This window comes from Shewanella sp. M-Br (genome assembly GCF_036245925.1).
Taxonomy (GTDB): Bacteria; Pseudomonadota; Gammaproteobacteria; order Enterobacterales; family Shewanellaceae; genus Shewanella; species Shewanella oncorhynchi.
Genome location: NZ_BJBV01000027.1, coordinates 1 through 15,118 on the forward strand (window position 1 = coordinate 1; position 15,118 = coordinate 15,118).

A 15,118-nucleotide genomic window follows, 5' to 3' on the forward strand; every position below is an offset into this window, starting at 1 on the left:
CCCGTTTCGCGTCAAGGAGTATTTTACAACTTCTTGCTGCGCTTGAATTAAGTGCTTAAAAGCGACTCAATTCAACTTAACTCGTCAGCTGGCTTTCGCTGTCTGCCGTGTCAGTGGATGCGCATTATAGGGAGCAGGAGATTTTGTGCAAGGGCTTTTTGTAGGAAAATAACGATTAATGGTTTAGACGTTTACTTATCAAACGATACGTATAAAAAAGGGGCTAAAAAGCCCCTTTATCTCGATTAAGTCTGGCAATCTATATGAGTCACGCTCAGCTAGATCATCATAAATACTGTTATCTATGGACTAAAGAAACGAGATTCTTGCTCAACTTCGACTTCTTCACCGTCGATATGAGTTTTCACTTTTATCTCGATATTAGTAACTGAACGAGACAGCTCAACCGGATCGATACCCACGCTAATAGGGAGAGTTAACACTTCACCACCCGCAATAGTGACCGAAGTTGGACCGTACCATTTATAGTTGTCTAATCCTTCGACACTCATAGTGTATTCGTGGGATTGCTCTGTCTTATTAAGAATCTTCAAGGTGAAGGTGTTTTCAATCAAACCTTGATTGTTCTCTCTATAGAGCTGGTTGCGGTCACGAATGATGTCCATACGCACAGGCGCTATGGTCGCACTGGAGTATATAAAGACTAATATCATCGCTATCAGTACCACGCCATAACCGACAAGTTTAGGTCGCAGCACTTTTTGCTTAATTCCTTCTAACTTGTTCTCGGTGGTATAACTGATAAGCCCTTTTTCATATCCCATACGATCCATGGTTTGATCGCAGGCATCGATACAAGCGCCGCAGTTAATACACTCATATTGCAGACCATTACGAATATCGATTCCCGTAGGACATACCTGCACACACAAGTCACAGTCGATACAGTCGCCAAGCCCTAGCTCTTTAGGGTCATCTTTGCGTGAGCGCGGACCACGGGTCTCACCACGTTTAGTATCGTAACCCACGATAAAAGTATTCTTATCGAACATAGCCGCTTGGAAACGAGCATAAGGGCACATGTGGATACACATGATTTCACGCATCCAACCCGCATTGCCGTATGTGGCAAGTGTAAAAAACACGACCCAGAAGTAGATACCGCCAGAAGCATTAAGTGTAAATACGTCGACATAGACTTCACGACTTGGCACAAAATAGGACACAAAGGTCATCGCCGTCATCAATGAGAGCAATAGCCAGGCCGTATGCTTTGCCGTTTTACGCCAGAGTTTGTCAAAGCTCCATGGCATTTGATCTAACTTAATGCGTTTATTGCGTGCGCCTTCAAGTTTTTCCTCGAACCAGATGAACATAAAGGTCCATACTGTTTGGGGGCAAGTGTATCCACACCAAACACGGCCAAGATAGGTGGTCACAAAAAACAGAGCGAAGGCAGCGATCATAAACAACGCTGCAAGCAAGGTGAGATCCTGCGGCCAAATCGTTAAACCGAAGACGTGAAACTTTTGTTCGCCCAAGTTAAACCATACGGCTTGACGGTCGCCCCAAGGGATCCAAGGTAAAAGCAGGAAAAATAACATGGCGATCCAGCCCATGCGGCGACGTACGCTACTCCACAAACCGTCTATGGCTCGGACATAAATCCGATTACGAGGATTAAAGCGATCGGCTTTACTCGCATCTGGCTGGTGAATCTTAATTCGATTGGTTTTCGAATAGTCCTTGTTGTTAGATTCTGAGTTCATCGTTACAGCCTTTTACTGCTTTAATATTGGACGAAAACTAGCTTATTATACCCATATTCTTAATGGTTATTCACTTATGTTGGACTAAAAGATGAAAGGTTGGATCATATTGGCGCTACTCGCGGGTGCTTTATATTACTTATACACAGAAACAGATAAATTAGATGTTCCTATTGCAAAGACTGAGGCGATGATCAAAGAAATAGAGAATAAAGTTGACTCTATGACAGGAACAAAAATTATTAAAATCGACCATAAACTGACTAAGGTAAGAACCGACATCATAGAACGTTTATCCACATTAGAACTCGAAGCCTTCAATCAAATTCCAATGACACCCGAGTCTATTGCCGACTTTAAGGCTAACTATTGCGGTACTATGGCACCTCAACATCCAGTGTTTAGCAAAGATAATCAGCTTTATCTATGTGATCACCTTTAATCATTACAGACTCATAGGCAAACGGGATTTTGCTATATAGCGCTAAGGTTTAGACTTAGGTGATTGACCTTATATATGATTCCGCCTAGCCTTTGAGGCATTACAGCATAAAGGCCTATGAATCATGACCCAACAAGTATCAGACATTTTTGATCCCACCCTATGGGATGAAGTCAGTGGATTTCATTTCGACGATATTACTTACCACAGAGCCAAAGCGCACGGCACAGTACGCATTGCCATTAATCGCCCAGAGTGCCGTAACGCCTTCCGACCTAAAACCGTTGATGAATTATTTATCGCACTCGACCATGCACGCCAATGGTCTGATGTGGGTTGCGTACTGCTTACGGGTAACGGTCCTTCGGCAAAAGATGGTGGCTGGGCGTTCTGTTCGGGTGGCGATCAACGTATTCGCGGCAAAGATGGCTATAAATATGAAGGCGCCGAAGAAGGTAAGGCCGATCAAGCCAGAATGGGCCGCTTACATATATTAGAAGTACAACGCCTGATCCGCTTTATGCCTAAAGTGGTCATCGCCGTTGTGCCGGGCTGGGCGGTGGGTGGCGGCCATAGTTTACACGTAGTGTGCGACTTAACCTTAGCCTCGAAAGAACACGCAATATTTAAACAAACCGATCCCGATGTTGCGAGCTTCGACTCAGGTTACGGCAGTGCTTATCTCGCCAAGATGATAGGTCAAAAACGTGCCCGCGAAATCTTCTTCTGCGGATTTAACTACAGCGCTGATGAAGCCTTCGACATGGGTATGGTTAATAAATCCGTTCCCCATGCAGAGCTAGAAACCGAAGCATTAATGTGGGCGAAAGAGATTAACTCTAAATCACCTACGGCTATGCGTATGCTTAAATACGGCTTCAACATGACTGATGATGGTATGGTCGGTCAGCAATTATTTGCCGGTGAAGCGACGCGTTTAGCCTATGCGAGCGCCGAAGCACAGGAAGGACGCGATGCCTTCCTCGAAAAACGCGATCAAGATTTTTCAGCCTTCCCTTGGCACTACTAATTTTAGAATTGTATTAATTTACGTTTAAATGCTCAAAGCCCTCCATCGTGAGGGCTTTATGTTTTTTACAACGGATAAATAGATAAAACCGTTTAAACTAATCTGAAAACACGGCTTTTAATTTTAATGAGAATTGTTATCATCTAAACATTCCCGCTGGGAGCCTATTTAGAGGACAAGATCATGACTAAGACACTCACTTTTGCTGTACTGCATTTTAGCGTCGCTTTTACCGTAACCTATTTATTAACTGGCAGCGTAGTCGTCGGTGGCGCAGTAGCCTTAGTAGAACCCGCGATTAACACTGTAGTGTTTTACTTCCATGACAAAGTGTGGAAACGCATTGAGGCAAAAAAGCAGCACGAGCTAGATGCCATTCCAGCATAGAAAGTTAAGCCACCAGCATTTGCTATTACTGTAAGTTAATCGTCATTTTGTCGTGAATCTAAATGAAAAAACCGCCAATAAAGGCGGTTTTCATTTAAATATCTCTATTTATTCTACTGTTACAGACTTTGCCAAGTTACGTGGTTGATCCACGTCGGTACCTTTGATTAATGCAACATGGTACGACAATAGCTGTAAAGGAATAGTGTAGATCAGTGGCGCCATAAAGATGTCACAGTGTGGCACAGGGATCACTTTCATCGTGTCATCCGACTCGAACTCGGCATCTACATCGGCAAACACATACATTAAGCCGCCACGGGCACGCACTTCTTCAACATTCGATTTCAGTTTTTCGAGCAATTCATTGTTTGGCGCAACGACAATCACTGGCATATCGGCATCGATAAGCGCTAGTGGGCCGTGTTTTAATTCGCCAGAGGCATAAGCTTCAGCATGAATATAAGAAATCTCTTTCAGCTTTAACGCGCCTTCCATCGCAATCGGATATTGATCGCCACGGCCAAGGAATAATGCATGGTGTTTATCGGCAAAATCTTCAGCCAGTTCAGCAATCGCAGCATCTAAACCTAAAGCTTGTTCCACTTTTGCTGGCATAGATTGTAGGCTTTGAGTAATTTGGGCCTGCATTTGATCAGACATACCATTGTGGCGACCGATCACCGCAGTCAACATTAACAAGCCAGCAAGCTGAACTGTGAAAGCTTTAGTCGATGCCACGCCAATCTCTGCGCCCGCTTTCATCATGTAAGCCATGTCAGATTCGCGAACCAGTGATGAACCTGGCGCATTACAAATGGTCAATGTGGCTTTGTAACCCATTTCTTTCGCTAAGCGCATGGCCGCTAAAGTATCGGCAGTTTCACCCGATTGTGAAATCGTCACCAACAGGCTATTTGGGAATAAGTGCGACTTGCGATAACGGAATTCAGAGGCAATTTCGACGTTACAAGACACGCCAGCCCAATCTTCTAACCAGTAACGAGCCGCCATGCCCGCATGGTAACTAGTACCACAGGCGATGATTTGCACATGTTTGATATCTTTTAAAAACTCAGCAGCGTTGTCACCAAAAGCCGTGTCTAGCACTTGCTTATTAGCAATACGACCTTCAATTGTGCGCGTCAGTGCCAATGGCTGCTCGTAAATTTCTTTAAGCATATAGTGGCGATATTCGCCTTTGTCACCGGCATCGTGGGTAATTTCAGATTCTTTAACTTCACGCTCAACGGCATTACCGTTTAAGTCGAAAATACTCACGCTGCGACGGGTCACTTCGGCCACATCACCTTCTTCTAGGAAAGCAAATGAGCGAGTGACGGGTAATAAGGCGAGTTGATCTGAAGCGACAAAGTTTTCACCTAGACCAAAACCAATCACCAATGGACTACCAGAGCGAGCAACAACCATACGTTCACTATCACGACGGTCGATAACGACTGTGCCATAGGCGCCTTCGAGTTGTTTAACCGTGGCTTGTACGGCACCAAGCAGAGTGCTATGGGTTTTCAGCTCATGGTGCACTAAGTGACAAATCACTTCGGTGTCGGTATCTGAGCTAAAGTTGTAACCTAAACCTTTAAGCATTTCGCGCAGTTTATTGTGGTTTTCGATAATACCGTTGTGCACCACGGCAATATCACCTTCCGATAAATGCGGATGAGCATTACGCTCACTCGGCTCACCGTGGGTCGCCCAACGAGTGTGCGCGATACCGGTTCCGCCTGCTAATGGGTCAGTTTCAAGCGCAGCCGACAACTCTTGTACTTTGCCAACGCGGCGCGTACGGTTGAGTTCACCATTGTGAATAACGGCAACGCCTGCAGAGTCATATCCGCGATATTCTAAACGGCGTAAGCCTTCTACCAGAATTTCAGCCACATCCCTTTGCGCCACGGCGCCTACGATTCCACACATAGTCTTTACCTATAAATTAAAATGAAGTTGTTAAGCTATTTTGTCTATTGAGCGTAGGGCGCTAACATAACTCGCACGCCCTGATCTGAAATTTGTTTTAACGCACTCTCGTCGATACGTGAGTCGGTGACCAACACACTGACCTTGGCCCACGGTAACTCTAAGTTAGGGATCCGCTTGCCGATTTTGTCTGAATCCACCATAACGATTACCTCGCGGGAAACTTCGGCCATCACTTTGCTTAGGCCTGTTAACTCGTTAAAGGTGGTGGTCCCGCGTTCAAGATCGATACCATCGGCACCGATAAACAGTTGGTCGAAATTATATGAACGCAACACTTGCTCGGCGACTTGACCTTGAAAGGATTCAGAATGCGGGTCCCAAGTGCCACCGGTCATCAATAAGGTGGGCTCGTTTTCGAGTTCATGAATGGCATTTGCAAGGTGTAGCGCATTCGTCATGACCACCAGCCCACGCTTATCGTTCAGCTGTTCAATCAAGCCTGACGTCGTAGTGCCGCTATCGATAATAATGCGATTGTGATCTTTAATCAGCTGCGCGGCGGTTTTCGCAATAGAAAGTTTATTAGGCGCTATCTTGGCAGAGAACTGTTGAGTGACTTCGTCTGGAATCGCCACGGCGCCACCGTAACGGCGCAATAATAAACCCGTTTTCTCAAGCGCGGCGAGATCCTTACGAATCGTCACTTCTGAGGTTTCAAAACGTAACGACAGTTCATCAACGCTCACTTCACCCTGTTCGTTCAATATGGTGATTATGCTGTGGCGACGCTGCTGTGTGTTTCGTTTATTCATAAAACCTTTCAGTTAAGTTTCGATTCGAAAGGTGCATTATAGTGAAACGAAACTTTTTTGCTAGTCATACGAAGCACTCTTTCGCATGATCGCGAGTCATTTTAATTAATTTAAAATTGTGAACTTAAAAACCAACCAATAAAAAAGCAGTTTATCCTTTAGGGATAAACTGCTTCAAATAGATTAAAAATCCTAATAAGTATTAGAACTTAGCTTCAACAGCAACACTGAAGTTACGATCTTGGCCAATCGTCACCATCTTATCACTGCCACCATCTAAATATTCAGTATCAAAGAGGTTTCTGACGTTGGCACGAATACTGACATCTTTACCCATGATATCCATAGTGTAGGCTGCACCTAAATCAAAACGCACATAACCATCTTTGGTAATGCTGTTATCTTTATCGGCGAAGCGCTCACCCACATAAATAGCACCAAAGTTCATCGCAAAGTTGTCAGTTACTTCATAACGAGTCCAGATATTAGCCGACCACTCAGGCGCATCAATAGGAGTTTTACCATCTAAGATTTTCCCATCGATCTTGCCAGCACCCGTTTTATATTCCGCATCTAAATACATCATAGAAGAAGTCACAAACCAGCTATCATCTAACTGGCCTTGGGCGCCAACTTCAAAACCTCGATGATGCTGCTCACCACCTTGGGTAGTGATCGTTTTATCTCCTTCATTCGTTACAGGAATATCTTGTACTGTGGTGACATTAGAAACCGTAATATCAAAAAGGGCTGCTGTTAGCAGTAGGCTGTCATTAAATAACTCCCATTTAGTCCCTAGTTCATATTGAGTACCGTACTCAGGTTTCAGGTTATCTCCATGATTGACATCTTCAGAACTGGTTACTGAACCCTGTGGTGTAAAGCTTTTTGAATAATTAACGTAAATGCTACCATTAGCCATTGGCGAGTAAATTACCCCAAACTTAGGCGACACGGCATAGCTGTTTTCACCTTCTCCGTCTTTCTTCTGTTCGTCGTAACGCACACCAGCAAGCAATTTCCATTGCTCATTAAGCGTCATCAAATCCTGTAAATAGAAACCGTAATACTTGTATTCGCTTGGGTTGCTTAGCTTACCTTGGTGATAATCAAGATCTTGCTGAATAATTGGTTGCCCAGGAATTACGGGCTGACTTTTGCCTTTCTGAATTTGCTGCTGATAGAAATAGTCTAAATAGTTAGCTCCAATAAGGAATTGATGCTCCATTCCTGCCAAAGAAAATTCACCCGTGAAATCGACATAGGCCGTTTTATGCTGCCAATCGTCATAACGGTCGAATGGTTTGATGTTATAACCATCTTTGAATGGATCTTCAGAGCCTTCAATCAAACTTGGCGCAGAGTCTAAACGTTGGCGATTAAACTGCTGATCGTTATAACCAACTTTGACTTTCCAATCATCACTCATCTGCCAAGTTAGATCGGCACCTAAGTTAGAGACTGTATTATCGGTAAAGGCCCAAGGTGCATCCCATACTGTTTTATGTTCACCGATAACATTACCTTGTTTATCTAACCACCCACCCGCATCAATGCCCGCTTTATCTTGGGTATGATCGTACTTAACCGATAACAGAACATCATCACTGACATCAAATTCTAGGTTTAAGTAGCCCAACCAACGGTCACGCTCTTGATTCTCATCGTTAGCGGAATACTCACGCCAGTATTTTGTGTCTTGCTTCACTAACACGCCGCGGTAACGAAGACTCTGAGCATCATTTAAACTGCCGCCCGCATCTAGCTGAGCACGGGTCGAACCAAAACCATCAGTATCAAAACCTAAATCGAGCATTGAATCATAGGTCGGTTTCTTAGTGACCATATTCACTAAACCACCAGGGCCAGATTGGCCGTACAACATGCTCGAAGGACCTTTCAATACTTCGACTTGCTGTAAAGTTTCAATTGGTTGTACGTAGTGAGACCATTGTTGATGGCCATTGATAAGATAACCGTTACCCGAATCGAGCTCGAAGCCGCGGATACTGAAGACTTGACGGTTCCAGCGCGTGGTTCCCGCTGTAACACTCGAATCATTAACTAATACTTCCGCTAGATTGGTTGCCAACTGTTCATCAGTCACAAAATCAGGGATCACATTAACTGACTGTGGAGTATCCATTAAGTCGATATCGCCACGCATGGCACCCGATGCACTACCGACTTTATAGTCGTTAAAAGTACGGCCAGTCACATTGATGCGCTCAATATTTTTATCGCTCGCCACTTCTGCAATAACCGGCATAGCCATTAATGCCGAGCCTACAGCTAAACCTATAACTGAATATTTAAATACCATTGCCAACACCTCAAATAGACCTTTCGTCTTAGAATTGCAGGCAATATAAATGAGAAGTGTTTTTATTTTCTCTTCTTTACTAAAATTTACAATTGAGTGTGATAGTGATCAAATTAACTTAAAAACCAACAATTTGCCCATACCACAAAAACATGAAGAAAATCTTAATTATTAAGCATTGCTTAATAAAAAGGCTTTTTAGTGCAACACATTGAACACAATAAAGATAAAAGCGGCACATGGCCGCTTTTTTGACATTAAGTTGAGTTTTAAAACTTACTTTTTAATTTTCACTGGACGTTGCCAACCTGTGAGGTGTTTTTGTTTAACACGAGTGATCACTAACTCATTCTCACCTACATCACGGGTAATCGTTGAACCGGCCCCTAAAGTTGCCCCTTTACCTATGGTCACTGGAGCCACCAACTGAGTGTCAGAACCGACAAAGACGTTATCTTCGATAACAGTAAGATGCTTATTCGCGCCATCATAGTTGCAGGTAATAGTGCCAGCACCAATGTTGACGCCATCACCAATGATGGCATCGCCTAAATAGGCTAAGTGTCCAGCTTTGGATCCAACGCCAATCACCGCTTTTTTCACTTCAACAAAGTTGCCTATATGTGCATCTTGCTTAAGTTCTGCTCCCGGACGTAAACGTGCAAATGGGCCAGCACTGGCAGCAACGCCAAGCGTAGCACCTTCGATAATAGAGTAAGGCTTGATCTCAGCATCATCGGCAATCTCGCAATCAATTAAAATCGCGCCTGCGCCAATAGTGACATTATTACCCAAGGTCACTTTGCCTTCGAATATCACGTTGATATCGATCATCACATCCATACCAACAGTGACTTCACCACGGATATCGATACGGCTTGGGTCGCGAAGGTTAGCCCCCGCCAACATGAGCTTTTCGGCTTCACGGGCTTGGTAAGCACGTTCAAGTTGCGCTAATTGCACGCGATTATTAGCGCCTTCCACTTCAATGGCCGATTGTGGCTGAGCAGTATCAATAGCAACGCCATCAGCGTGCGCCATAGCAATAATATCCGTTAGATAATATTCGCCTTGGGCATTATTGTTCGATAAACGGCTCAACCAAGTTTTAAGTTGTTTACCCGGAACCGCCATGATGCCGGTGTTAATTTCGTTGATCAGCAACTGTTCTGCAGTCGCATCTTTTTGCTCAATAATTCCAATGACTTTTCCTTGCTCACGGACAATACGGCCATAACCCATAGGATTCGCTAAATTCACTGTTAAAATAGCAACACCATTTTCAGGACGGGCGGCGAGTAATGCTTCGAGAGTCGATGTTTGGAGCAACGGCACATCGCCATAAAGAATAAGTACTGTATCGCTGTCGGCGATATGTGGGCTAGCCTGTGCAACCGCATGACCTGTGCCTAATTGATCGGCTTGCAATACCCAGTTAAGTTGTTGCTCACCCAAACAGGCTTGTAGCTTGTCGGCACCATAACCATAGACTAACTGAATAGAGTCACTGCCAACTTTATTAGCGGTATCGATGACATGTTGCACCATGCTCTTATGGGCGATGGGATGTAATACCTTAGGAAGATCAGAGCGCATCCGTGTTCCCTTGCCAGCCGCTAAGATCACTACATTTAATGCCATTACCATATCCTTGAAAAAATACCCAAGAGGGTGAAAAATTACGGTCGTATACCAATCACATTAAATATCTAATCAGTTCAGAGCCTCACAGGCATCTCAATCCAAGGCGCATTGACGCAGAAATGGTTATTCCCTTTTAAATCAATGCAACACGGGAGTGGGATGCCTGTGAGGCTCCCAAAGGGCGGGTTTCAACGCGCTTCATACTGCGTTCAAGGCTTTCGACAGAGCACCACTATGCCTTCAAGCCTTCGCCTTGTCTAAAGCGCGTTGAACTCCCGCTGAATGAACAGATATTTAATACGATTGGTATTAGTGGCGCAATTTTAACGGAAAGCACATCGAAAAGCGAAGTAGATAGCGACACTCATCAATCAAAGACATGCAAGAATGCCAATCTATCCCATTTTTAGACACAAAAAAGGCGACCATAGGGTCGCCTTTTTTCACAAACAATAACCTTATCTGGCAATGTTTTTCTTGATGGTTTCAACAACACGTAATTGAGCCATAGCCTTAGCTAACTCAACCATAGCCGCGTCATAATTGAAGTCAGCGCCAGCAGTTGCCATATGGGCTTCTGCACGACGCTTAGCTTCTAATGCCGCTTGCTCATCAATATCTTTGGCACGCATAACCACATCAGCCAATACGGAGACAGAAGAAGGCTGCACTTCCAGAATACCACCTGAAAGGTAAAACACTTCTTCACTGCCGTCTTGCTTGACGATGCGCGCCATGCCAGGTTTGATATAACTAAGCAAAGGAGCGTGGCCATGCATTATGCCCAACTCACCTTCAGAACCAGTCACTTGCAGCGAAGCTACACGACCAGAGAAGATTTTGCTCTCTGCGCTTACAATATCAAGATGTACTGTCATGGCTGCCATCCCGTTCTCCTTAAAAAACTAAGTATGAATACTTAGTTATTTCTTTTTGTTCGCTTTCTCGATGACTTCATCGATTGAGCCAACCATGTAGAACGCTTGTTCTGGCAGGTGATCAAACTCACCGTTCAAAATACCCTTAAAGCCACGGATAGTGTCTTTCAGAGAAACGTACTTACCAGGAGATCCAGTAAAGACTTCTGCTACGAAGAAAGGCTGAGATAAGAAACGCTCAATCTTACGAGCACGGAATACGACAGTCTTGTCTTCATCAGACAATTCATCCATACCCAGAATCGCAATAATGTCTTTCAGCTCTTTGTAACGTTGCAGTACAGTTTGCACGCCGTTAGCAACGTCATAATGCTCTTGGCCAACAACCAATGGATCTAATTGACGTGAAGTCGAATCCAATGGGTCAACCGCTGGGTAAATACCCAGAGAAGCAATTTGACGTGACAGTACAACAGTCGCATCTAAGTGAGCGAAGGTTGTTGCTGGTGACGGATCGGTCAAGTCATCCGCAGGTACGTATACCGCTTGTACAGAAGTAATAGAACCCGTCTTAGTTGAAGTGATACGCTCTTGCAGAACACCCATCTCTTCAGCCAATGTTGGTTGATAACCTACCGCAGAAGGCATACGACCTAACAGTGCAGATACTTCAGTACCGGCTAAGGTATAACGATAGATGTTGTCAACGAACAACAGTACGTCACGACCTTCGTCACGGAACTTCTCTGCCATAGTCAGACCAGACAGTGCAACACGCAAACGGTTACCTGGAGGCTCGTTCATCTGACCATAAACCATGGCCACTTTGTCGAGAACGCCAGAATCTTTCATCTCGTAGTAGAAGTCGTTACCTTCACGAGTACGTTCACCTACACCGGCGAATACAGAAAGACCCGAGTGGGCTTTAGCGATGTTGTTAATCAGTTCCATCATGTTAACTGTCTTACCAACACCCGCACCACCGAACAAACCGACTTTACCGCCCTTAGCGAATGGACAAACAAGGTCGATAACCTTGATGCCAGTCTCTAACAGTTCAGTAGAGCTTGATTGATCTTCGTATGAAGGAGCTGTACGGTGAATGACATAACGCTCTTCTTCACCGATTGGACCCGCTTCATCAATAGGCTCGCCTAATACGTTCATGATACGGCCAAGAGTGGCGGTACCAACTGGAACAGTAATAGGTGAACCTGAGTTTACTACTTCAAGACCACGACGCAGACCGTCAGAAGAACCCATAGCGATGGTACGAACTACACCACCACCTAGCTGTTGCTGAACTTCCAGCACCAAACCATTACACGGGCCTTCACCTACGATTTTCAGAGCGTCATATACTTGAGGTACGGCATCTTGTGGGAACTCTACGTCCACAACCGCGCCAATCACTTGGACAACAGTACCTGTGCTCATGATTAATCCTCTAAAACTTGTATTCGTTACCTAACCTAAACCGCAGAGGCACCAGAAACAATTTCCGACAGTTCCTGCGTAATCGCAGCCTGACGGGCCTTGTTATAGACCAGTTGCAAGTCGTTGATAAGCTCACCCGCGTTGTCTGTTGCCGACTTCATTGCTACCATACGGGCAGCTTGTTCAGAGGCAATGTTTTCAACAACACCTTGGTAAACCTGAGATTCTACATAACGGACCAATAAAGTATCCAAAAGTGCTTTTGGATCTGGCTCGTAGATATAATCCCAACGATGAGCAGTTTCATCATCTTCTGATTTAGGCAAAGGTAGCAGCTGCTCGATCACAGGAGTCTGCGTCATAGTATTCACAAATTTGTTAAATACCACGTACAGACGATCCAGCTTGCCTTCGTTGTAAGCTTCTAGCATGACACCGACTGTCCCGATCAAGTCAGCGAGCTTTGGAGCATCGCCTAAACCTGAAGCGTGAGCAGACACTTGTCCACCGAAGTTTTTGAAAAACTGCACACTACGTGCGCCGATAGGGCAAAATTCAAATTCTGCACCTTGGGCTTTCCAGCTTTTCACGTCTGCAATAACCTTTTTGAAAAGGTTAACGTTCAGACCACCACAAAGGCCACGGTCGGTTGCTACAACAATGTAACCAACCCGCTTAGCCTCTCTCACCTCCAAATAGGGGTGTTTATACTCGAGAGAACCTTGCGCGACGTGACCGATCACCTTACGCATGCTTTCCGCATATGGACGGCTCGCAGCCATGCGTTCCTGCGCTCTGCGCATTTTGCTGGCTGCCACCATTTCCATGGCGGACGTGATCTTCTGAGTGTTTTTCACACTCGCGATCTTGGTTTTAATCTCTTTAGCGCCGGCCATCTCTACTCTCCAATCTGGACCTGAGGTGTCTTAAGACACCTCTATCATTGTTACCAGGTTTGGGTTGCTACGAACTTGTCGAGGCCAGCTTTTAATTCAGCTTCGATATCAGCGCTATAATCGCCAGTATCATTGATAAGCTTCATTAAAGGAGCATGCTCGCTGTTCATGAACGAGAGCAGAGCGGCTTCGAAATTACCGACCTTATTCAGCTCAACACTCTTCAGGTAACCTTTTTCAGCTGAGAAAATAGACACAGCTTGAGCGGCTACGCTCATAGGAGCATATTGCTTTTGCTTCATCAGTTCGGTAACACGCACACCATGCTCAAGCTGAGCACGTGTTGCATCGTCAAGATCAGATGCAAATTGCGAGAACGCAGCAAGCTCACGATACTGTGCTAGTGCGGTACGAATACCACCAGACAGTTTCTTGATGATCTTAGTCTGAGCCGCACCACCAACACGAGAAACAGAAATACCTGGGTTAACCGCTGGACGTAGGCCAGAGTTAAACAGATCGGTCTCAAGGAAGATCTGACCATCGGTAATAGAAATTACGTTGGTCGGTACGAATGCAGAAACGTCACCCGCTTGCGTTTCAATAATCGGCAGCGCGGTTAAAGAACCAGTTTTGCCAGTTACTGCACCTTTAGTGAACTTTTCTACATAAATCGCGTTAACGCGTGATGCACGCTCTAATAATCGTGAGTGTAGATAGAATACGTCACCTGGGTAAGCTTCACGGCCTGGTGGACGCTTGAGCAGTAACGAAATTTGACGATAAGCAACTGCTTGCTTAGACAAATCATCGTATACGATCAAAGAATCTTCACCGCGGTCACGGAAGTATTCACCCATAGAACAACCAGAATATGGCGCTAAGTATTGTAGAGCAGCGGCTTCAGAAGCAGTTGCAACAACAACGATAGTGTTAGCTAACGCACCGTGTTCTTCTAGCTTGCGTACTACGTTAGCGATAGTAGAAGCCTTTTGGCCAATCGCGACGTACACACATTTAATGCCAGAATTTTTCTGGTTGATGATTGCGTCGATCGCCATTGCTGTTTTACCAGTTTGACGGTCGCCAATGATCAATTCACGTTGACCACGCCCGATTGGGATCATGGCATCAACGGCTTTATAACCAGTTTGAACTGGTTGATCAACAGACTGACGTTCAATAACACCTGGTGCGATAACTTCAATTGGCGAGAAACCATCGTTATCGATAGGTCCTTTACCGTCAATTGGCTCACCTAGAGTGTTAACAACGCGGCCAAGAAGACCGCGGCCAACTGGAACTTCCAGAATACGGCCAGTCGTTTTCACTTTTACGCCTTCTGCTAAATCAGCATAAGGACCCATTACTACGGCACCGACAGAATCACGTTCAAGGTTCAACGCGATTGCAAAACGGTTACCAGGCAGTTCGATCATCTCACCTTGCATCACGTCGGCTAGGCCGTGGATGCGGATGATGCCGTCACTTACCGCAACGATAGTACCTTCGTTACGAGATTCGCTAACGACTTCGAACTGCTCGATCCGCTGCTTAATCAGATCGCTGATTTCAGTGGAATTCAGTTGCATGCTCAA

At 45.0% G+C, this 15,118-nt stretch carries 13 protein-coding genes; 4 read left to right on the top strand and 9 right to left on the bottom strand.

The annotated features are described in order from the left end of the window. Nucleotides 1-302 precede the first annotated feature (302 nt). Nucleotides 303-1,730 carry a cytochrome c oxidase accessory protein CcoG gene (gene ccoG, locus AAA952_RS19280; protein ID WP_105250769.1) on the bottom strand — a complete coding sequence of 476 codons (1,428 nt, stop codon included), beginning with the start codon at nucleotides 1,728-1,730 and terminating at the stop codon, nucleotides 303-305. 91 nt (nucleotides 1,731-1,821) lie between these two features. Between ccoG and AAA952_RS19285 the strand changes: the two genes are divergently transcribed. The 3 genes from AAA952_RS19285 to AAA952_RS19295 all read left to right on the top strand — a co-directional run bounded on the left by AAA952_RS19285 (nucleotide 1,822) and on the right by AAA952_RS19295 (nucleotide 3,589). Beyond that, nucleotides 1,822-2,172 (top strand): hypothetical protein, encoded by a 351-nt coding sequence (locus AAA952_RS19285; RefSeq protein ID WP_105250770.1) that lies wholly within the window; start codon nucleotides 1,822-1,824, stop codon nucleotides 2,170-2,172. A 124-nt stretch (nucleotides 2,173-2,296) separates the two neighbouring features. Further along, a complete protein-coding gene (locus AAA952_RS19290; RefSeq protein ID WP_113941423.1) occupies nucleotides 2,297-3,202 on the top strand; it encodes a 1,4-dihydroxy-2-naphthoyl-CoA synthase in 906 nt (301 codons plus the stop codon). 183 nt (nucleotides 3,203-3,385) lie between these two features. Continuing rightward, nucleotides 3,386-3,589 (top strand): DUF2061 domain-containing protein, encoded by a 204-nt coding sequence (locus tag AAA952_RS19295; RefSeq protein ID WP_105250772.1) that lies wholly within the window; start codon nucleotides 3,386-3,388, stop codon nucleotides 3,587-3,589. A 108-nt stretch (nucleotides 3,590-3,697) separates the two neighbouring features. On the opposite strand, the gene glmS is transcribed toward AAA952_RS19295, so the two are convergent. The 4 genes from glmS to glmU form a co-directional block, all read right to left on the bottom strand. After that, a complete protein-coding gene (gene glmS / locus AAA952_RS19300; RefSeq protein ID WP_131524527.1) occupies nucleotides 3,698-5,527 on the bottom strand; it encodes a glutamine--fructose-6-phosphate transaminase (isomerizing) in 1,830 nt (609 codons plus the stop codon). 44 nt (nucleotides 5,528-5,571) lie between these two features. Then, nucleotides 5,572-6,342 (bottom strand): DeoR/GlpR family DNA-binding transcription regulator, encoded by a 771-nt coding sequence (locus tag AAA952_RS19305; protein ID WP_011791272.1) that lies wholly within the window; start codon nucleotides 6,340-6,342, stop codon nucleotides 5,572-5,574. A gap of 202 nt (nucleotides 6,343-6,544) precedes the next feature. Beyond that, entirely contained in the window at nucleotides 6,545-8,665 is a 2,121-nt protein-coding gene (locus tag AAA952_RS19310; protein WP_338258907.1) for a TonB-dependent receptor, read from the bottom strand. 276 nt (nucleotides 8,666-8,941) lie between these two features. Continuing rightward, nucleotides 8,942-10,306, bottom strand: coding sequence for a bifunctional UDP-N-acetylglucosamine diphosphorylase/glucosamine-1-phosphate N-acetyltransferase GlmU (gene glmU, locus AAA952_RS19315; RefSeq protein ID WP_338258908.1), 1,365 nt, complete (start codon nucleotides 10,304-10,306; stop codon nucleotides 8,942-8,944). Between the two features lie 140 nt (nucleotides 10,307-10,446). Here glmU and AAA952_RS19320 point away from each other — a divergent pair, with 140 nt between their 5' ends. Then, nucleotides 10,447-10,719 (top strand): hypothetical protein, encoded by a 273-nt coding sequence (locus AAA952_RS19320; protein WP_338258985.1) that lies wholly within the window; start codon nucleotides 10,447-10,449, stop codon nucleotides 10,717-10,719. A 48-nt stretch (nucleotides 10,720-10,767) separates the two neighbouring features. Here AAA952_RS19320 and AAA952_RS19325 read toward each other — a convergent pair whose 3' ends face one another. The 4 genes from AAA952_RS19325 to atpA are packed head-to-tail and all read right to left on the bottom strand — an operon-like array spanning nucleotide 10,768 to nucleotide 15,112. Further along, nucleotides 10,768-11,196, bottom strand: coding sequence for a F0F1 ATP synthase subunit epsilon (locus tag AAA952_RS19325; RefSeq protein WP_105250790.1), 429 nt, complete (start codon nucleotides 11,194-11,196; stop codon nucleotides 10,768-10,770). 36 nt (nucleotides 11,197-11,232) lie between these two features. Beyond that, complete coding sequence (gene atpD / locus AAA952_RS19330) at nucleotides 11,233-12,624, bottom strand: F0F1 ATP synthase subunit beta (RefSeq protein WP_105250791.1); 1,392 nt, start codon at nucleotides 12,622-12,624, stop codon at nucleotides 11,233-11,235. A gap of 35 nt (nucleotides 12,625-12,659) precedes the next feature. Next, nucleotides 12,660-13,520 carry a F0F1 ATP synthase subunit gamma gene (gene atpG, locus AAA952_RS19335; protein ID WP_006084762.1) on the bottom strand — a complete coding sequence of 287 codons (861 nt, stop codon included), beginning with the start codon at nucleotides 13,518-13,520 and terminating at the stop codon, nucleotides 12,660-12,662. 50 nt (nucleotides 13,521-13,570) lie between these two features. After that, a complete protein-coding gene (gene atpA, locus AAA952_RS19340) occupies nucleotides 13,571-15,112 on the bottom strand; it encodes a F0F1 ATP synthase subunit alpha (RefSeq protein ID WP_168827626.1) in 1,542 nt (513 codons plus the stop codon). Between the last annotated feature and the right edge of the window lie 6 nt (nucleotides 15,113-15,118).